General features: G+C 47.4%; 13 protein-coding genes. 10 read left to right on the forward strand and 3 right to left on the reverse strand.

The window, feature by feature from the left end; translation table 11 throughout:
• The first annotated feature begins 443 nt into the window (after nucleotides 1–443).
• Genes FS806_RS09085 through FS806_RS27075 form a run of 3 tightly spaced genes read left to right on the forward strand, consistent with a single transcriptional unit; the run spans nucleotide 444 to nucleotide 4444 of the window.
• Nucleotides 444–3374 carry an Ig-like domain-containing protein gene (locus FS806_RS09085; protein WP_144934816.1) on the forward strand — a complete coding sequence of 977 codons (2931 nt, stop codon included), beginning with the start codon at nucleotides 444–446 and terminating at the stop codon, nucleotides 3372–3374.
• 18 nt (nucleotides 3375–3392) lie between these two features.
• Entirely contained in the window at nucleotides 3393–4301 is a 909-nt protein-coding gene (locus FS806_RS09090; RefSeq protein ID WP_370451791.1) for a hypothetical protein, read from the forward strand.
• 20 nt (nucleotides 4302–4321) lie between these two features.
• On the forward strand, nucleotides 4322–4444 hold the full coding sequence (locus tag FS806_RS27075) for a DUF4261 domain-containing protein (protein WP_397347120.1): 123 nt from the start codon (nucleotides 4322–4324) through the stop codon (nucleotides 4442–4444).
• Between the two features lie 400 nt (nucleotides 4445–4844).
• Here FS806_RS27075 and FS806_RS09095 read toward each other — a convergent pair whose 3' ends face one another.
• The 3 genes from FS806_RS09095 to FS806_RS26105 all read right to left on the reverse strand — a co-directional run bounded on the left by FS806_RS09095 (nucleotide 4845) and on the right by FS806_RS26105 (nucleotide 8122).
• Nucleotides 4845–5081 carry a hypothetical protein gene (locus tag FS806_RS09095; RefSeq protein WP_144934819.1) on the reverse strand — a complete coding sequence of 79 codons (237 nt, stop codon included), beginning with the start codon at nucleotides 5079–5081 and terminating at the stop codon, nucleotides 4845–4847.
• Between the two features lie 135 nt (nucleotides 5082–5216).
• Nucleotides 5217–5981: a hypothetical protein gene (locus FS806_RS09100; protein WP_144934822.1), complete on the reverse strand. Its 765-nt coding sequence runs from the start codon at nucleotides 5979–5981 to the stop codon at nucleotides 5217–5219.
• A gap of 1931 nt (nucleotides 5982–7912) precedes the next feature.
• Nucleotides 7913–8122 (reverse strand): hypothetical protein, encoded by a 210-nt coding sequence (locus FS806_RS26105; protein WP_222126623.1) that lies wholly within the window; start codon nucleotides 8120–8122, stop codon nucleotides 7913–7915.
• 114 nt (nucleotides 8123–8236) lie between these two features.
• Between FS806_RS26105 and FS806_RS09105 the strand changes: the two genes are divergently transcribed.
• The 7 genes from FS806_RS09105 to FS806_RS27080 all read left to right on the forward strand — a co-directional run bounded on the left by FS806_RS09105 (nucleotide 8237) and on the right by FS806_RS27080 (nucleotide 21220).
• Nucleotides 8237–9889 carry a cache domain-containing sensor histidine kinase gene (locus tag FS806_RS09105; protein ID WP_144934824.1) on the forward strand — a complete coding sequence of 551 codons (1653 nt, stop codon included), beginning with the start codon at nucleotides 8237–8239 and terminating at the stop codon, nucleotides 9887–9889.
• A gap of 104 nt (nucleotides 9890–9993) precedes the next feature.
• On the forward strand, nucleotides 9994–11577 hold the full coding sequence (locus tag FS806_RS09110; protein WP_186328290.1) for an extracellular solute-binding protein: 1584 nt from the start codon (nucleotides 9994–9996) through the stop codon (nucleotides 11575–11577).
• Nucleotides 11578–11631: 54 nt separating this feature from the next.
• Nucleotides 11632–12531, forward strand: coding sequence for an ABC transporter permease (locus FS806_RS09115; RefSeq protein ID WP_144934830.1), 900 nt, complete (start codon nucleotides 11632–11634; stop codon nucleotides 12529–12531).
• 16 nt (nucleotides 12532–12547) lie between these two features.
• The gene (locus FS806_RS09120; protein WP_144934833.1) at nucleotides 12548–13423 is read left to right on the forward strand and encodes a carbohydrate ABC transporter permease; all 876 of its coding nucleotides are present in this window, start codon (nucleotides 12548–12550) and stop codon (nucleotides 13421–13423) included.
• Nucleotides 13424–13483: 60 nt separating this feature from the next.
• A complete protein-coding gene (locus FS806_RS09125; protein ID WP_144934836.1) occupies nucleotides 13484–14248 on the forward strand; it encodes a response regulator transcription factor in 765 nt (254 codons plus the stop codon).
• 742 nt (nucleotides 14249–14990) lie between these two features.
• Nucleotides 14991–20783, forward strand: a complete 5793-nt coding sequence (locus FS806_RS09130) for an isopeptide-forming domain-containing fimbrial protein (protein ID WP_144934839.1) — start codon at nucleotides 14991–14993, stop codon at nucleotides 20781–20783.
• Between the two features lie 332 nt (nucleotides 20784–21115).
• Nucleotides 21116–21220 carry an LPXTG cell wall anchor domain-containing protein gene (locus FS806_RS27080; protein WP_186328291.1) on the forward strand — a complete coding sequence of 35 codons (105 nt, stop codon included), beginning with the start codon at nucleotides 21116–21118 and terminating at the stop codon, nucleotides 21218–21220.
• The last annotated feature ends 285 nt before the right edge of the window (nucleotides 21221–21505 follow it).

Raw genomic sequence — 21505 nt, forward strand, 5'->3', positions numbered from 1 at the left:
GGCTTTTCGAGGTAAAAGACCTGCATTTTCGTTCGTCTTTCTCGCGATTTAAGGAAATGCAGCAAAAAGACATGCACAAATGCATGTCTTTTTGCTATATCTGGGCCATGGGGCGGCAATATGGATATAAGTTCCGAATTCTTGCTATCTGGAGGGCCGCAAGTAAAAACCGAGTTAGAACTTCAACCTCAGTCAAACTAAATTTCCGCAGGATTATAAGGATACTCTTGCCAATCTATTTATGTACAGGTAAAATACTTGTAGATATTACTGCATGATTGTCTTCTTCACCTTTTATAGGGAGGAGGGATACTTTTTAGAAGGCGGGTAATTTTGACCAAAAGAAATGAAAGCGCTTTACAACAAGACTTATACTCAATATACGAAATGTTGTACGACTCAAATGTCCACTATCAAATCCAGTGAAGGGAGATGTTGAATGAATGCTGCGCAGATGGACGGCGTTGGTGCTCATTGGCTTGTGCAGTATGTTGGCGGTGATGCCTGTTTTTGCAAATAGTTCGGAAAGTTTGGGGGGGATGCATAATGAATTGGCGGAGGGGAAAATTCCGCAATCGATCAAGATTGTTCCCCAAGCGCTTAACCTGAAGGAAGGAAAATCGAAGGAGGTCCGGGTCATCGCGAAATTTCACAAGGGAGGGAGCGAACAGGTTTCCGATGTCATCCTTACAGTCAGCGACAAGACCGTACTCTCCGTATCCGGCATGACTGTGCGGGCGCTGAAGGAAGGCGAAGCGACACTGAAAGCCACCTATCGAGGAGTGTCGGATGAAATCCGTGTGAGGGTTAAGGGCGCAGGTGCCGGGGAAGACCGCCGCTCTACCTATCGCTTTCAGTATGACCTGCCTGAAACCGCAGGAGCCGGACAATACCTTCAGGTCCCGGTTACTTTGGAGACAGAGGAGCTCGGGAAGGAAGGATACGAGGATGTGACTATTACCTTCGAGAAAATAGAAGGACCCGGCGATTTATTGTTCCGGGCAGAGGATAGCTCAGGAGTGGTTCATACCTTCATGAACAAGGGAGAGTGGGCGCCGGGGAAGGACCTTCCCGCACAATACCGCCAGACGGAAACCTGGACGCTGAAGTTTTCCAGGATAGGAACCTATACGTTTGTCTACCGGGTCGTTGATGCGGAAGGGGCGGTTATTGCGGAAACTCCGCAAGTGGTCGAGGTCACCCCTTATATGGAGGATTTAGGCGTACAGATTGCCAATCTGACCATCATGACGGGAGCGTTCGGACAGGACACAGCCGGTAAAGATGTCGGATATACCGTTATTGTAGGGGACCCTGGCCAATTCGCCATTGTCGATACGGAATCGGAAGAGGTCGTCCGAACCTTCGACCTTCCGGGGGCAACCGGATCGTGGTCTATCGTAACGGCAGAGGACGGCACGGTCTATATTGGCAGCTATCCGAACGGGCACCTCTATAAATATACTCCCGGCGCGGATCTAGTGGAGGATTTAGGCCAGCCGGTTGCAGGGACTACCGTCATTTACGGTATGATTCCAGGCAAGGATGGAAAAATCTATGGGGGAACTTACCCGGGCGGTAATTTGTTTCAATATGATCCTGCCAACGGAATGACCGATTACGGCCAGATGAAGCCCGGGGAGCAGTATGTTCGCGGTGTCGCTTACGATCGGGAGAAAGAATTGCTCTATGCCGGGGTCGGGGCCCATGCCGCACTGATCGAATTTAACCCTGCTACGGGAGCAAAAAGAAACCTGCTGCCCGATGAATATGCAAAATACAGCTTTGTTTACGATCTCAATCTGGTGGGCGGAAAGCTGTTCATCAAGCTGGATCCGGGATATAACATGGTTGTGCTGGATGTGGCTACCGGAAGTGTAGATGCGGAATTCACAGCCCACTCCCGGGGAATTATTGCCGATCCGACAAGAAATGTCGTCTACTACACTAACGGTGCCCATCTGTATGAGTATAATCTGGACACTAAGACAACCGGCCAGGTAATGATTGGGGGCCATCCCGCCGTGCTCGGCCAGACAGCGATCGGATGGAGCTTCGTCCGATTGAATGATCCCGATTACCCGGGGCCGACCTTATTCGGTTTCATAGGCAATTATGAAGGCAAGGCGTTCAAGTACAATTTGCAGACTCAGAAGCTGAAGGTCTTTACATTGCCGCTTCCGGCTCAGCCAACAGATATATTTAACGTCGCAGCAGGTCCGGACGGGAATATTTACAGCAACGGATACATTTCCGGAGGGGTGGGTATCTTCAATCCCGACACCAGAACGATTGTGCAGCAGACCGGCATTGGGCAGTCGGAGTCGATCTTGACCTTGGGGAATAAGATGTATTTCGGCGTCTACCCCGATGCGAAGATTTTCGAGTACGATTTGAGCCAACCGTGGAAAAGCAAACAGAACCCGCGTCAATTGTTTACCATGGGGAGCGAGAATCAGAATCGGCCGGTAGCCATGGCTGGGTCGGAGGAGCATCAGAAGCTGTTCATCGGATCTTCCCCGCATTACGGAATGCTGGGCGGGGCCTTTACGATTTATGATATCGCTACCGGGCAAGCGGACATCCGCCGCAACCTGATCCCCGACCAGAGCGTCATTTCATTGGCCTATAAGGACGGGAAAGTATATGGCGGTTCCAGCATCTATGGCGAAAGCTCGCAGCCCGTTGCTCAAGAAGCGAAGCTGTTTATATGGGATATCTCTGAAGGAAGAATTACCTTCGAAACGGTTCCCGTACCCGGACTTACGGCCATAGGCGCACTGCTGGTCGGTCCGGAAGGTCATATTTGGGGGCTTGCTCAAGGGACGCTGTTCATCTTCGATCCGGAGAAGCAAGAGGTGATCTACCGTGAAGAGAAATTACCAGGTCTGCATTATGAAAGGGGCGGAGTCCAGCTGGAGCTGGGCAAGGACGGATATGTATACGGGACGGCACATGGCAAACTATTCCGAATGGACCCGGCAAGCAAGGAGATGACCATTCTCCGGAATCAGGACTCGCATCGACTGGCTCAGGATGCTTATGGCAATCTTTATTTTAAAAATGGTCCGGCCGCCTCTTACGGCAACACTTTGTGGCGCTATACGGTTGAGGATCGTACCGTTTCGGTCACGAGCGTGACATTGGACCGCACGGAGCTTCATCTGGCTGCAGGGGAATCGGCTGTACTCAAGGCGGAAGTAGCCCCGGTTTTCGCCAGCAATCGGAACGTCATCTGGGAATCGGATAACATAGCAGTGGCGACGGTTAATGCTGCGGGCCAGGTGAAGGCGATGGCCGCGGGAACCGCGACGATAAAAGTGACTACTCAGGACGGCGGTCTGATCGCTGTCTGTCTGGTGTATGTAAAATAAAGGAAAGGGTGCGGGAAGATGGGATACATATGCTTTCCGCACGATTTTCCAGTGGCCCGCCATTGTGCGGTAAGTGCTGCCTTCGAATTGAACCTTCCTGTAAGCCTCGGGTTTGCAGGGAGGTTTTTTTCCGATACGCAGCATTGCGGCCATGTGTTCAGCGAGATGCAGCCGTATGATCCTGCGACGGCGGAGCAAGAAGCCATTGCTCTCGTTGAAATGATCCGCCAGTACTGGATGGATCGGGCCGCAGCGCTCGAAGCAGAATCACAAAATACAGCATCGGAAGAAGAAGCATCCGAAGACGATTCATCCGGCATCTTCAACGGATTCGTTCTGCTCAATTCGCCGGAATGCGATCTGGAACAAATCAAAGCAAATCTGCTGCAGGATTGGAACATCACTTGTCCGCCTCCGGAGGAAGAGGGGCAAGATGCCGCTAAAGAAAAAGGCGGAACCCTTGTTTTTGATGTAGACGGCTTCATGTTGGCGGTCAGCTTTGTCGATGCCCCCGTACCGGATGGCGAAGCCGAATATTTTGCCCAGGCCAACTATTTGTGGAAGGATGCCGTCGAAGTTACCAAAACACATGTCGCCCAGATCATATTGGCCGTCTTTACCCGGTCCGGTTCCCCGCTCGACAGCGCCAAACTGTACACGAAGCTTGCGGCCAGTTGTTTGAAACTTCCGAACGCCGTCGGAATTTACACTTCCGGTACCGTCTTTCAGCCCGAGCTTTATCTGGAATTCGCGAACCTTATGAAATCCGATGATATGCTGCCCTTGTTGAATCTCGTACATTTCGGCCTTATCAGAACGGAAAACGGTATGGGCGCATATACTTACGGACTTCGAGCCTTCGGCAAAGATGAGATCGAAATCCTGGACTCTCTCAAGCGAGTCCGAGTGAGCTGCGCGATTTTCTGATTGAGATTTCCGGATATATCCTGGAACAGGACGTTACGTTAAGGGACGGGGAAACCATTGGTTTCTCGGCTGAACAGAGGCTGCCGATTACCCGTTCCGCAGGCGTGTATGTCAACGGAGACAGTCTGAAAATACAATTTTAGTTCTAGCAACCCTATCCAGGCAGATTCAATGCTAAAGGACCTCAAATTCCGCAGTCTTGCGGGGGATGCGGTCCTTTCTGATTTTGGTTTTTAATTTCTCTTACTTTGTATTCTTGAATTAAATTACAGATTTGAATCAATAAATTTAAATTTTCGAGTAGTTACAGGATAATCTATATTTTTGAAGTAATCCCTATACTCTTCTACAACTGGGAAGGGGGCAGGTCGGCCATCTTTTTCGTCGCGCGCTGGCCAACCTGGCAATCAGATCTGAACCGCAGCTGGAGGCAAGCCGTACCGGAAGAACCTACTGCTGCCAAATTTCCAACTTCCGTCGGCGGAAGTAAACGGCGAGCGTAACCCTCATTTAACAGGCTATTTTTAGCTTACGTATTTTGCGTTATCGAGAACCTGACCTATAGTATTCAATTTCCGCCCAGACTAAGTACAAGATCCCCAAAATTAAACAACCTATTCCAATATTAATGCCCTTATCACCAATGAATTCATAAATCATCCTATTCGATAAATCGTAACTTTGATTACCTGAAATAGCGATAGCCCAAGCTAGTAAATTTGAACTGATGAAAATACAAGAAATGATTAAAAGTACAATACCTGTTTTTCGCTTGTCCATGATCCACCATCCTCAGTTAAAGTAATCTCCTTAATTATAAGTGTTTTATTAAGCCGAGTCGCGTATAATCAATATTTTTGAAAACATTTAAAAATCAAACAAGACATGCATAGCATGTCCCTGTTTGATTGGAAATTACATACTGTATAGATATTGTTGAATGATATAACCTATTGGTTTCCAAGCACTACCGGTACCTTTTTTTCTTGTGTCTGGAACCTCTAGGCCGCCATACATTGCACATTGCCATTCCTCAAAATTTTTCACTAAGTAGTTCGTGAATATTTTGACGTTTAACTTTTTACCGCTTGGAACGGGATCTGTAGGAAAGTCTCTTGATATTTCATGACCTTTAGCAACTTCGAAGCCGACTTTTGCTGAAATATCGCTGGTAGAAAAACCAAATTCAGTACTATACCCTGCATTTATAGTATCCTTTAAATTGTAAGTTATTCCGTTAGGTAACGGCCCATTCAACCAGTCACTATAGAGTGGTTGGTCTGCATAATATCGTTCTCCAACAGTAGTTACATCCCCAAACCAATATTTGATCCAGAGTGACATTGGTGTATTTTCGGGGGAACCTAGAGAATTGTTCAGTGTATTATTTTGCTCAATCGCTGGATCCGTATAATATACTGTAGTTTTTACTGATTCCAATTTGTATCCTTCTGGAACCTCAATATTATCTTTTTCAATAAATTTTTTTAGACTTTCTTCATCGTTAAGAATATACTCCTTTTTGACCGAGTCTTGATATTGCAAAGACCCAAAAAGGTTATTGTGTTCAAATGGTACATGGTTACCTGGAGCCTTTTCTTCTGCCGATACAGAACTCATCGAGAAGCTCAGAACAAGAAGTAAACTCATAAAAATAGATAAGATACGACCTGATTTCATGACGACACCTCCATAATATGATTTTTTACTACCGAGTAAATACTTTTACTAGAAACAGTCAGTATTACGATTTCAACCCTCCTTCTGAAATTTTAATATATGATAGCTGGCCAGCTTATCAACAGGTTTACATTGCGCTATTGCATTAAATTAGAAACAGTCGAGTTCTTGCACTAGGTGAATTATTTACTTCAATTTAATGACGCTTAGACCTAGTGGAAAATCACGGTAAATTTGAAAAAAATATATAAAATTTTTTGATTCGCACAAAACACTTTAAGAATGTCCCTTCTGTAAAGTGTTTTGTGGCAGAATGGTTTAATCAACATTGCTAAGGAGGGGCAAAAGTGAGACAGAACACTTTACGGAATAATGAGGCCAGACAAACTTCTATTTTCCAGAGCAGAAAAAGACAGCTTGGCGTATTGGATTGAACAATACGTGAAGCTTGCCATTCTTTTGGGAATACCCCATCGTTTTTCGTACATAAAGCTGTTAATCATATCAGTAAGGATTGAGCGACGTTTCGATCTATCAATTTAATTTCTTATGCTAAAGGATTCAAAGCCTTAGAAGAAGAGCATTTTCAAAGTTACATGAATTATTTTGGTATCGAAGCAATGAAGCATAAGGCCGAAGATCTTTTTACTTTGATTAAGGAAGTCAAGGGTAATGGCCTTATTCAACCTAGTTAAGTGATTTCTTTGTCGAATATTCTATTCCACAAATTATAAAAGGCGTTTTGGCCCGCAATATCGCCGGAAAGATCGAAATGCTAATTAAACTCACAGATAAGATAGGAACCAATAAGGAGATCGTGGCTTTTATCATAAACTTATTTAATATAAAGATTACGAACCCCAATAACCCAAATATAAAATATAAAAATATCACTCTCCAGTACTTCAATTCAGCGAAATCTTTGGCCATCTACTTGGAACAATTACACCGGGTCCAGTTACTACTCGTTAACCTAGGATAAATACTCAATAGGTCGAAGAAACGCCCATAAAGTTATTGGACAAGAGTTTGATAAAGTTACTGCTGTCATAAACCAACATTTTTTCTACGATGATACTGGTAAGTTGAGATCTAGGCGAGAGAAAGGTTCGTCTGATTACCGCTTAGACAAAATGCTGTACCAAATTTTGACGCGAGCCCGACAGGATATTATCGTTATAATAAGGATATGTTTGATACCTGTTTGAAGATATTGAGCAAATGATAACAGTCAACGTTTGCGAGGAAAGAAATAGGAAATCCTTGACGATACTTTCGCTTAAGATGTAATCAATTTATTTGGGGGAATCTGCAGCAAATACAGACACTTCATATCTTCCCGGAACAGAAACCATTTTGCAAAATAACCTGGATGTCCAAAAGGACTTTCAGGTTTATTTTTCCACATCAAGGTATTTAGTTCTTCGCAGTGTTAATGTAATGCATCTATTGGCATAAAAAACTTCCGCTGATACCGGTTATTCATCTCCAGTTCCGGGGCTCCCCGCAAAGTACTGTATAAACCTTTATCGAAGCAAAGCAGGAAGAGCGACCGCGCCTAGAGGAAGGTTTGAGCACTAGCCCCGATAAGGTACAGGCCAAAATACGTTCCGAAGGTAAAAATTCCTGCGATAATACATCAATTTTGATTCGATTATGAACATTCTAGAGAAAAGCCTGCGATAATACATCAATTTCGCTCTCAACTCACCTGATCACCCCTGGAACGAGAAAAAAGATGTTTTTTTTCAGGCTTTTCGGCGGCTGTGCAGCTAAACGGCCAAAAGGATGCAGATTTGCAGGCTTTTCAGAGGCCGTGTAGCAAAATTGTGGCGGCCGTGGCAGTGAAATGGGTAAAGCGCTGCAGGAATTTCAGGCTTTTCGGCGGCTGTGCAGCTAAACGGCCAAAAGGATGCAGATTTGCAGGCTTTTCAGAGGCCGTGTAGCAAAATTGTGGCGGCCGTGGCAGTGAAATGGGTAAAGCGCTGCAGGAATTTCAGGCTTTTCGGCGGCTGTGCAGCTAAACGGCCAAAAGGATGCAGATTCGCAGGCTTTTCAGCGGCCGTGTAGTGAAATTGTGGTGGCCGAGGCAGTGAAATATGCAAATCCTGCAGATTTGCAGGCTTTTCAGCCCCCGACAAGCAGCGCTTACGGATGATCCCGCTTCACGATTTTCCCTTGCCCGAAGAGGATATGACGGATAAAATGTGGAACAGCAAGGATTGGACTTTACACAGGGGAAAGAAGGGACTCTCATGAACTGGTTTCGCCCGCTATCCATCAAGAAGAAGTTAACTTTGTTTTTTCTCGTTTTTTTCTGTATCCCCTTTCTTATTATCGGAGTGATATGGTATAACAAAACGACCCAGACGATCGAGAACAGCGCGGTCTATTACAATGCGCAGTGGATCAGGCAGTTGAATAAGCGCCTGGACGAATATTTTGCCAGAATCAAGCTGGATACTCAGACGCTTCCGGGCGATCCCAGGATACAGCAGTTTGTCAAATACGATCCTAGCGACGCTTATAGCTTGTATTTGCTGAAGTCGGAAATCAGCCAGGAGATCTACCCGAAGATCGCCTACGGCAATAACGAATTCGCCGGATTCTATATGTATTCGGTTAAAGGCGCGGTGCTTGGCGATCAGATCGCGAACCGGTTGGGCGTCGACATTCGGGATTCGGTCGAACCGGATGAAAGCTTCAAGGTCATAGGCATTCAGAAAGTAGGAGGAGTTCCCGTCGTCATGGTACAGCGGAGCATCTTCGACAATATTACCTTCGGCTTCGCCGGAGCGATGATCTATGCTTTCTCGCTGGACCGGCTGCTGGATATGGATGACGGCCGAAAACCCGGGGAGGATGACCATATCGCTATTATCGATACAGCCAATCATCAGTTTCTGTATCATTCCGATTTTGCCAAATGGGGGGAAGAGGTCCCCGGTGTCTGGAGGGAGCAGATGCGGGAAACGAGCGGATATTTTATCGACCGCACTGCGGAGGAGCATAAAATTATCGTGTATGAAACCTCCAAAGCTACCGGAATGACGCTTCTGTCCGAGGTTCCTATGAACCAGCTGGTAGGTACGCTTCCCAATTTACGAATGATTACAGCGATTGTCGGGCTGATTATTCTCGCTCTCGCCTTCATTACCTTCAATAAAATTTTGTTGGAGGTCAAAAGATTGGTCGAGGTCATTCATCTCTCCCGCATCGAGCACAAAGACATGGAGCTTAAGCAGAGAGAAGCCCGTCTTCAAGCGCTGCAGTCTCAGATTAACCCGCATTTTCTATACAACAGTCTGGAAATTATCAATTCCTATGCGATCGAGGCCAAGGTCAGACCGATCAGCCAAATGACGGTCATGCTGGCCGGGATGTTTCGTTACAGTGCGAGTGATCCCCGGCATCCGGTACCGCTTCGCGAGGAAATTCACCATATTCGCAACTACTTAAGAATACAGCAGGAGCGCTATGAGCAATTACGGTTCGACATCGCCGTAGAGGAGAAGGATCTGGATCAAGTTCAACTGTTCAGGATGATCCTGCAGCCTATCATTGAGAATGTGATTATCCATGCTTACGAAAATCACGGACTTCATCCTGGCGAAGTACTCATCGCAGGACAAGCGGAAGATAGCTGCTTCAAGCTGCAGGTGATCGATAAGGGGAGGGGAATGGATCCGGGCACTATGGCGAAATTTAATAAGGCCTTTGCGTCTGAAGATGTGGAGTCGGCCGGGAAGACCATCCGGCAAATCGGCCTCTGGAATGTTCATAGCCGGCTGCGGTTGGCCTTCGGGCCCCCTTACGGGCTGCATATTCTGCATTCCGGTGAAGAGGGAACCTGTTTCGAAGTCCGGCTTCCCTATCGTCCGGCGGACGAAATAAATACATGGTCATAGCCGCCAGCAAGGAATTGACCATAATTTCCTTAGTTAGACCATATAGGCCGAGCACGGCCATTGATATAATCGATTGCAAACATAGAAAGGGAGGTAGACCGAACATGAAAGGACGGTCAAAAGCAATAGGTTCCGTATGTCTTCTTGCTGCAGCGCTTACATTGCCAGCTTGCGGAAGCGGTGCCAAAGAAACGAAGGGGGCAGGCCCGGAACAGGAGGCGAAGCCGGTCAAGCTTCACATTCTGACGACGGACGGCGGAGGAATGTTTGCCGCACAGGCTCCGGCGAGTGAGAAAGAGAAATATATCAAGGAACTCAGCCGGCTGTCAGGCTATGATCTCGAGTATGAATTGATGACCTGGGGAGGCGGTGCGGACTATAATCAGCAGTTGGCTCTCCGCTTTGCGTCCAGAGATTTGGGCGATCTGGTGATGACCAGCGGAATCAGCTCGAACGTACATGCCGGCGCTGTCGATCAGGGGGTCTTCCTGGAGCTGGACGAGCTGTTGGATAAATACGGGCCCAATATTAAGAAAAATATTCCCGAAGAGGCCTGGAAAAGTCCGCGCGTACTGAAGGACGGGAAGACATATGGCATCCCGATTCTGGCAGCGGCTCCTGCCACCCGGATCATGTTCATCCGCCAGGATTGGCTCGATAAGCTGAATATGGATGTGCCGACGACCCTGGACGAATTTCTGCAATTTGCCGAAGGCGTGAAGCAGAATGATATGAACGGCGACGGAGATCCGAATAATGAATATGCCCTAGCCATTACGGACAACATCGGCTGGAGCGACGTGTTTACCGGGTCCTTCGGCGTGCGGCCGGGCGCGTGGCAGATGCGCGACGGGCAGATGGAGCCGGATATCATTCAACCGGAAATGAAGGAAGCAATCGCTTTTTATAAGAAGCTGTATGACAACGGTTACATTCATAAAGATTTCGTCACCAAGAAGCAAGCCGACCGCATCACTGAAATTTTCAAGGGCTATGTTGGTTCCTATGGGGCCGCCGTCAATCAATATGGCACTTTCACCGATATCACCAAGTACATTAACCAGCCGGATGCGAAGACGACCATGATCGTTCCGCCGAAAGGACCGCGCGGAGAATCCTATTTCCAACCGCAATCGGAAGGAATTGATTTCGTATGGGTTATTCCGTCCACAACGAAGAACCCAGAAGAGGTGATCAAATTTCTGGACTGGGCATGGGGAACTCCGGAAGCAGAGAAATTTTTCGCTTTCGGGATAGAGGGCCACAATTACACGGAGAAGGACGGCAAAATCGAGTATGACGCCGAAGCCGCGGTCAACGTAGATAACCAGGCCAGCGGATTCCACCGCAAAACCATCAATGTACGGGGCTCCAGCCGCTCTGCCGTAATCAAGTACCAGCCGGAAGAGGAGCATATCATGAAGGGTTATGAGGATGCGGAGAAATCCGTATATAAGCACGATTCGCTGGGAATGCCGCCATTGGAATCTCTGGTGGGACATCCGGAGCTTGCCGTGGATCTGTCGGCCGGAAGCATTTTCTATGATACTTTCGTGAAGCTGGTCGTGGGCAAGGAAGACCTGGATGAAGGCTTCGACAAGTTCGTCAAGGAATGGAAGAGCCGCGGCGGGGACCAAATGATCAAGGAAGCGACCGAATGGTATACATCTTTCAGACAGGGACAATAAGGTAATGGCGTCTGGAACACCACTTTCCATTTCATCACGAAAGGAGACGTACCATTGCTTCGGAAAATCAAATGGACGGACCCTGTTGTCCTGTTTCTAATCGCGCTGCCCGGACTGCTTCATTTTCTTATCTTTAAGTACATTCCTCTGGCGGGGAACATTATAGCTTTTCAAGATTTCAATTTGTTCCAGGGCTTTCTGCACAGCAAATGGGTAGGCTTGAAGCATTTCATCTATATGTTCAACTACCCGGAATTCTTCATGGTCTTGAGAAATACGCTGAGATTCGGATTGTATTCCATTCTGTTCGGGTTTCCGGCTCCGCTGCTTCTGGCGCTGCTGTTGAATGAAATTCGCATGGAATGGTTTAAACGGACCATGCAGACCTTGCTTTATCTGCCCCACTTTCTGTCCTGGGTTATTGTCGGCGGAATCTTCGTTGAAGTTCTGGCCAATGAGGGGATTGTCAACACGATTCTTGGCCGGTTTGGCTTCGAGCCCGTATCCTTCCTGACTGAGCCCAAGTATTTCCTCGGCGTTGTCATTGGCGCAGGAATTTGGAAGGAAATCGGATGGTCGATGATCATCTATCTGGCCGCCATGACCTCCATTAACCCTAACTTGTACGAAGCGGCTATGGTGGACGGGGCAGGGCGCTGGAGAAGAATGTGGAGCATTACGCTTCCTTCGCTAATGCCCACGATCATCATTCTGTTCCTGCTGCGCATCGGCCATCTGATGGACGCCAATGTGGAGCAAGTGCTATTCTTCCTGAACCCGCTCGTAAGGGAAGTAGGCGAGGTGTTCGATACTTATGTATACCGGGTCGGGTTGACGGGAGGCCTCTACAGCTATACAACGGCTATCGGTATCTTCAAAGCGGTGGTCAGCGTCGTTCTGGTCGTCTCGTTGAACAAGCTAAGCAAGAAGACGACCGGGGAAACTATCTACTAGAAATGGAGGGACTAATATGAACATGGAGCGTTCGGATAAGCTGTTTCAATGGACCAATGGTGCTGTCATCCTCCTGATTAGTCTTTCCATGATTGCTCCGATGATCCACCTGCTTGCCGTGTCCTTGAGCGATCCGGTATATGCCGGGGCCAAGCTGGTTTATTTGTGGCCGAAAGGATTTTTCCTGGATGTGTACCATACCTTGTTCGGCATGGCGGATATGTGGCGCGCCATGGGGGTCAGCATCTATATCACTCTCGCGGGAACCTTGCTGTGTCTCCTGCTGACTTCTTCCCTGGCCTACACCTTGACGAGACCGCGGATGCCCGCGCGCAAATGGATAGTGGGACTTATCCTGATCTCCTTTATTTTCCCGTCGCCGCTGATCCCCAGCTTCCTGGTGGTCAACGCGCTGGGAATGAATAATACGCTGTGGGCGTTAATTATTCCTGGTGCACTAGGTGCCTATTATATTATCATTATGAGAACCTTCTTCGCAGGGATCTCCAAAGAGCTGATTGAAGCGGCCAAAATTGACGGCTGCGGGGAGTTCGGAGTTTTCGTACGCATCGTCCTGCCGCTGTCCAAGGCGGTCCTGGCTACGATTGCTCTATTCCATGCGGTGGGGCAGTGGAATTCCTACTTCGGCGCACTCATTTACATTCGCTCGGAGCATTTGTTCCCGCTGCAATTGAAGCTTCGCAATATGGTTCAGAACAGCAGCTTTGACTCGGGCTTCGACAGCAACATGTTCGATACGGATGTGCTGCAAACTCCGGAGATGATTAAGGCGGGCGCCATTATCTTCACGACGCTGCCTATTCTGCTGGTGTATCCGTTCCTGCAGAAGCATTTTGTCAAAGGAGCTATGCTCGGGTCTCTCAAAGAATAGAAGGAGTGCGCCTCCGATAGTCGAACGACGGCTTTATCCTTTATCAGGGGTGGGTAAGACATGCTAAATGTTATGCTGGTTGACGACGAGCGGGTCGTCAAGAAGACGATCCGCACATTGATCGAGACGGAAACGGAAGGGATACGGATTGTGGCTGAAGCGAGCGACGGGAGAGAGGCGCTGCAAGCTCTCGAGTTTTATACCCCCGACGTCGTAATAACCGATATTCGCATGCCGGGGATGAGCGGCCTTACCCTTATGCAGGAGATGAGCCGGCGCCAGATCCAGACGGACTTCGTTATCCTGTCCGGATACGGGGATTTCCAATATGCCCAGACGGCCATTCGCTGCGGGGCGGCGGATTATATTCTCAAGCCGATCGATCCGGATTATTTCGTTGCCATGCTTCAACAATTGAAGCACAAGAGGCAGAGCCGTCCGACACCCGTTGAACCGGTCCATGAGCCGCAGGCCACAGGAGAGAATAAGCATCCGATGATAAAGGAAGTGCTGTCGGTTATGGCATCGCGGTACTCTGACCCGAAGCTTTCATTGGGCGAGGTGGCTGACGATTTCGGGATAACCCCGAATTATTTAGGCACCCTGTTCAAAAAGGTGACCGGCGAATCGTTCATCCGCTATTTGACCCGGATGAGAATCGAGCAGGCCAAGCGCTATTTACAGAAGCCGTTCATCAAGGTGTATGAGATTGGCCATTCGGTTGGTTTCGAGGATTATTCCCACTTTGCCAAGACGTTTCGGAAGCTGAATGGGTGCTCCCCAACCGAGTATCGGAACGAAATGGTTAATCAATGGAACGGATAAGATCGCTCTCATAAAAAGCGAAGACAGCTAGATGCAAGCCTTCCCGGCCATGGATTTCTATAGTGATTCGTGTCATGGGAATAAGCAAATGTGCACCCTCCTGTTTTCCCTGCCTGGGGAAGCAGGAGGTTTCTATTTATTATAGAGAAATAGAAAGAATAATTTCCGCCTATATAAGCGGGCTGGGTATTTTGTCCTCTCACCGAGAATAATATTAATCATTTTTAGTAAATCCTTCTTATTTTTTATATTATTTGGAGGAATAGATCAAAAGATGTCGAAGTGTTTAAAACAGATGTATAATCTTCATAAGATTTAAACAATAGTTTAAATCCAAGAAGGAAGGTGGTTGTCGAATCTCTGATGATGTTTTCCTACATGATTATATGGTTCATATCAGAACAAAAAGATAGGGGAGATGGTATCGAAATCAGTTGCGACCATCATATGAGCAAATTGACAACGGATAAGAAAACGAATGGTTTTGAACATGTAATGCATAGTGGGAAAGATCGATACTGAACTGAACTTATACTACCGGTCTAACAACCACGATGGGAGGGAAACGCTTGAGTAGTACTCGCTTAACGAGGGCAAACAAATACAAATTAAAACAGTTCCTCGTTAAATTTTGTGTATTTTTACTCGTCATTGGGGGGTACTGCCGTTTGTTTCGCCTGCACCAATCCATGCTGCAGAACCCTTTTCGATTAATGATGTAGATTCCTATGGTGCCCAGGGAATGACCCTTGTTCAATTTGATGGAAATAACCCAACAACTACTGCCAAGGCAAGTGTCCCTATAACAGGCATCACTGTGAATAATTTAAACGGATTAGCGCTATCTTTGACCGAAAATGCTTTCTATGCTAGTGCCCTTGGATCAGCTAACTTTTACAGAATCGCTGCTGATGGGAAAGCAGAATATGTAACAACGTTAGATGGTATCGCGGGCAATGCTGTAATTTATGATGGGAAATATTATTATTCGTATGGAATTGGCGACAAAGCATTCCTAGGTTCTTATGATCTAAGTACCGGCAATAAGACTTCTACCGAAATAAAGGGCCTTGATAGCTCGGCCGCAGACTTAGGAGGCGATATTGTTGCCGATGGTGACGGCTACCTCTGGTTTTATAGAGCTAACTCAGTTATGCAGTTGGATCGAGAGACTGCGAATGTTTTACGCAGAGTCCCTATAACTAATTCAGATGGTGTAGCTATAGAGTGGGGGGTTAGAGGAATCAGCTTTTTGCCCAGCGGAAAAATGCTGCTGGCTGGCGGTAATCCTAATCCAAAATTCTATATAATTGACCCGGAAACTAATAGTACCACTTACCTAGGCGCTATGACAGGGGGTTTAATTTTTGACTTAGCATCAAGAGTTTTGCCGGAATTCGAACCCAATCGTCCAGTACTTGAATCTAAAAAAACAGCAGAGATTCTGGAAAAAGCGGAAGGTAACACCGATGTGGAACATCCGGAAGTAGGAGATACGCTTCTTTATACGATTCAGACGCGAAACACGGTCGAAAACAGTCTGGTGAAAAACCTCGTCATTTCGGATGAGATTCCGGAAGGGTTGGAATATGTATCGGGTACCCTGACTGTAGATGGTACAGTCGTCAGTGATGATCAAGATGATGATCAAGGCGAGAATGTCGGTGCTAAAGCAACCGGAAGGTTTGGAGATGTAGCGGATACCGAATGGCATACCCTTACGTTCCAAGTGAAGGTTACTTCTGGACAAGCCGGCCAGACCATTGAAAATATTGCCGCTATCACTGGCGACAATCTAGACACGCCAGACGAGCCGAACCATACCATTGACGTGTATCCGCCTGATCCGATAGAACCCCCAAACGCCTGTGCAGCACCAGTGGCGCTGATTAATGGTAGTTTTGAGGAACCGGATTTGTCGAATCTTCCTGATGATGCTATCAATCAAAGTGGTAAATCCTCTTGGATGTACATCTATGATGATTTTGTACCAGGCTGGAAAACTACCGATAGTACAGGAGTTATTGAATTTGGCTCTCCAACTAAACTTGGTATAGATCCTGATATAAATAGCAAATACCATCATATAACTGATGTCCCTGATGGAGAGCAGTATGTAGAATTAAACGCTTCTGAATCTAGTCAATTGTATCAGGATGTAAAAACAACTCCGGGACAAACGATTAGTTGGCGACTATCACACAGAGCTGCATACCATAGACATGTGCAAGGGTACGATACAATGACAGTTAGAATCGGTTCAAATACGACTGCTCCTGGTGATCTACCGGTTGTTGAAACGATAAGCACCCACACTTCTGAAGGGTGGGTAGAGTATCGTGGAACTTATACAGTTCCTGCTGGTCAAACTGTAACTCGATTTGGTTTTGAAGCAGTAGACTCGGTTCACGGGGAACCTCAAACTGGCAATTTCCTAGACGACATCTTCCTTGGCACTGAACCATGTGTTGTCGCAGAAAAAACAGCTTCTCCGGAGGGCGAAGTCTTCGCTGGCCAAGAGTTAACCTATGAAGTAACCATTAAGAACAATGGTGGAGACATTGCGGCTAATGCAGTTTTTGAGGACGCTATTCCTGAAGGTACAGTATATGTTCCAGGCTCGTTAAAAATTACAAACGGACCGGGGCAAGGCGACTTAACAGATGAAGACGATAGCGATGCCGGTCATTTCGACGGGCAGAAAGTTATTGTTAAGTTAGGAGACCTGCCAAACGCGAGCAATTTACCTGATGGAATTACCGTTCAGTTTAAAGTAAAGGCTTTAGTTAGTGATAGTATCAATCAAATTGTCAACAAAGCACAAGTAAGCTATGACAATCTATTAACAAATGAAGAAGAACAAGTCGATTCGAATGAGACGAAAACACCACTTACTTATCAGAAACCGGTGTTAGAATCGACGAAGACCGCCACCATCCAAGATAAAGCGGTTGGGAACACCGATTTGGAACATCCGGAAGTCGGGGACACGCTGCTGTACTCGATCAGTACGAAAAACACCGTAACAGACAGCTTGGTCAAAAACCTGGTCATCTCAGATGCGATTCCAGAAGGCTTGGAGTATGTAGCTGGAAGCCTGAAAGTCGATGGTCAAACCGTCACCGATGCAGAAGACGATGACAACGGCCACTACAAAGAAGGCACCGTCATCGGTCAATTCGGTGACATTACGGATACGGACGAACACACATTGACCTTCCTCGTCAAAGTAGGAGCGGGACAAGCTGGAGCAGATATTAAAAATATCGCCACTGTCGGTGGTGACAATACGGAAGTTCCAGATAAGCCAGAAGAAGAAGTACTGGTATATCCAAGAGATCCAAAGTTTGCATCCGAAAAAACGGCAGCCAACTTGGATCAGGCTAAAGAGAAATTCGAAGTTGGCGATACCGTTGTTTATACCATCAGAGCTCGAAACGCTGTATCTGAAAGTATCATTAACAACTTCACGATTACAGATAGTCTGATCGAAGGACTGGAATATGTCGAAGGCAGCTTGAAAACAAATCCGGAAGTAAATGCAACATTTGAGGATGGTACATTTACGGCAAACTTCGGTGAAGTAAAAGATACCGAGTGGCGTACACTGACCTTCCATGCCAAGATTCAGTCTGGACAATTAGGCAAGGAACTGAAAAACATTGCGACGGTGGAAGGTGAAGATGTCCCACCAGCAAAACCAGAAGTTCCGATCAAGGTTGACCCGAAAGATCCGAAGCTGGAATCTAAGAAGATCGCTAGTATCCACGAAAAAGCGGATGGCAATAAAAATGCCGCTCATCCCGAAGTGGGCGACACCATTCGTTACACCATCACAACAAGAAATACGATCGCAGATAGCTTGGTCGAAAACCTGTTCATCACGGATATGATTCCAAAAGGCTTGACCTATGTACCAGGCAGTCTCGAAGTAGATGGTGTGAAAGTATCGGATGCCGAAGGTGATGATGCAGGCCATGTCGTTGGAGGCAAGGTCACAGGAACCTTTGGCCATGTGACGGATACCGCCGAACATACGGTTACCTTCCTTGTCACTGTAGACAAAGGGCAAGCTGGAGCAGATATTAAAAACATCGCCACTGTCGGTGGTGAAAATGTTCCTGAGCCAGACAGTCCGGAGGAAGAAGTACTGGTATATCCAAGAGATCCCAAGTTTGAATCCGAAAAAACGGCAGCGAACTTGGATCAAGCTAAAGAGAAATACGAAGTCGGCGATACAGTAGTTTATACCATCAGAGCTCGAAACGCTGTGTCGGAAAGTATCATTAACAACTTCACGATCTCGGACAAGCTGATGGAAGGACTGGAATATGTCGAAGGCAGCTTGAAAGCAGATCCGGAAGTAGACGCAAAATTTGAGAATGGTACCGTTACGGCAAACTTCGGTGAAGTGAAAGATACCGAGTGGCGTACGCTGACCTTCCATGCCAAGATTCTGTCCGGACAATCCGGGAAGGAACTGAAAAACATTGCGATGGTGGAAGGTAAGGATGTCCCACCATCCCATCCAGAAGTTCCAATCACAGTGGATCCGAAAGATCCGAAGCTGGAATCTAAGAAGATCGCTAGTATTCATGAGAAAGCAGATGGAAATACGGATACCAACAACCCAGAAGTGGGCGACACCATTCGTTACACCATCACAACAAGAAATACGATCGCAGATAGCTTGGTCGAAAACCTGGTCATCACGGATATCATTCCGGAAGGCTTGACCTATGTGCCAGGCAGTCTCGAAGTCGATGGCAGCAAAGTAACGGATGCCGAAGACAATGACGCCGGTCATGTCGTCGGAGGCACAGTCACAGGAACCTTTGGCAATGTGACGGATACCGCCGAACATACGGTTACCTTCTTAGTGACCGTAGATCAAGGACAAGCAGGCGCAGATATTCAAAACATCGCCGTAGTCGGTGGTGACAATACGGAAGAGCCGGATGAGCCGTCGACGACAATCGAAGTATTTCCGCGGGATTCGACGCTGGAATCGGTAAAGACGGCGGTCAATCAGGAAGCCGGCAAGAGCGTGTTTGAAGTCGGCGATACCGTGATCTACACGATTAAGGCCCGCAATACGGTAAGTGACAGTCTGATCCGCAATTTCGTCATTTCCGACGTCCTACCGGAAGGCTTGGCCTACGTGCCGGGCAGTCTGAAGGTCGATGGCGAATCGGTCACCGATAGTGTGTACGCCAATCGAGCGACAGTTACCGGCAGTGTATACGGCGAAGACGGTGCAGTCTATGACGATAACGGCTACTTCGCAGACGGCCGGGTCGTTGGACTCTACGGGGATATAACGGATACAAATTGGCATACGCTGGAGTTCAAAGCGATCATCCAAGACGGCCAGGACGGTCGTAAGATTGTGAATGTCGCTGAAGTCACCGGAGACGACATGGACAAGCCGGGTCGACCGACGGTAGAAATCGGCGTGGAGAACAAACCGCCGACGGATCCTGGCGATGGGACGGATCCTGACGATGGAACCGATCCAGGAAACGGAACCGACCCTGACGACAATCATCCGCCAATCGTACCGGACTATAAAGTAACTACACCGAAGGATACGCCGGTATCCGGCAAAATCGAAGGTGAAGATCCGGACGGCGATGATCTTACGTATGAAAAAGGCAAAGATCCGAAGCATGGCAAGGTGGAAGTAGACAAAGATGGTAACTGGACCTATACGCCAGATCCGGGCTTTGTCGGCGAGGATAGCTTCACAGTGATCGTTGATGACGGCAAAGGCGGCCGGACAGAAGTCACGATCATCGTCGAAGTGAAGGAGCCGAATACTCCGCCAACGGATCCTGGAACAGACCCAGGAAACGGAACGGATCCTGATGACAATCGTCCACCGACTTCACCGGATGTTAAAGTAACGACACCGAAGGATACACCAGTATCCGGCAAAATCGAAGGTGAAGATCCGGATGGCGACGAACTGACGTATGAAAAAGGCAAAGATCCAAAGCATGGCAAGGTGGAAGTAGACAAAGATGGTAACTGGACCTATACACCGGATCCGGGCTTTGTCGGAGAGGACAGCTTCACGGTGATCATTGACGACGGCAAAGGCGGCCGGACAGAAGTCACGATCATTGTCGAAGTGAAGGAGCCGACAACTCCTGCGGAACCGGACGAGGACACCACCCCTCCATCCAGCGGCGGAGGAACACCTCCGACTGACTCTAATGATGAGGAAGACGAAACCTCCCCATCTGAGCCTGGAGAAGGATCCACATCCGAAGATGTTGAGATTCCTTCAGAACCAGAAGAGGTAACACCTCCGGCAGAACCGGAAGAAGAGACGGCATTACCTGCAGAGCCTGAGGAAGCAGTAACTCCAGAGGTGCCTGCAGATAACGCTTCGCCGGCCCAATCGCCGGCTTCAGAGCACAACCAATTGCCGAATACATCCACCAACTTGTATAACTTAGGAGTATTCGGAGCTCTGATTCTGCTTGCAGGCTTGCTGCTCGTGAGAAGAAGAGGCGGCAAGATGCAATAATCCCGGCCATGATTTCCATAGTGAAATCGGCTAATGGGAATACAGCATTGAGTAACCTCCTGCTTCCCCGCTTGGGGAAGCAGGAGGTTTTCTTTAAAATAAACGCGCTTGTCCAAAGGACGGCGATAGCCGTTTCTGCTTGTATGGAAAAGAAGGAATGACTTCCCTTATACAGCGGGCTGGGTATTTTGTCCCCCCTATCATAAATTTTTAGTTACTTTTTCCCGGTTTTTATATCATTGGAGGAATAGATCGGAAGATGTCGAAATATTTTAAAACATGCGTTTAATCCTGGCTGGATTTAAACGTATGTATAAATCTAGCTGTGGTGGTTGCCGAATACATCTACTAACTTGTATAACTTAGGATTATTCGGAGCTCAAATTCTGTTTGCAGGCTTGCTGCTCATAAGAAGAAGAGGCAGCGAGTTGCAATAATCCCAGCCATGATTTCCTTCGTGATCTCAGGTAATGGGATACAGCATTGTTTCCCTTCTGCTTTCCCCCTCCCTTGGGAAGCAGGAGGGCTTTTTTTGCTTAAGATGCGAGGTTTGGTCTAAACAATGCTTACGCCCGACAATATCGCTGAGAATTTAGATCTTGTTGCTTTTTCCGCTTTCTAGCGTTAGGCATCCTGGGGGTATGAGAAGCTCCCAAAAGGAGCTCACAAACAGATTGACAACAAGGAATAAAGAAGATATGATACAAGCATGATTAATACTA

Source organism: Paenibacillus sp. 32O-W, assembly GCF_007679495.1.
Classification (GTDB): Bacteria; Bacillota; Bacilli; order Paenibacillales; family NBRC-103111; genus Paenibacillus_L; species Paenibacillus_L residui.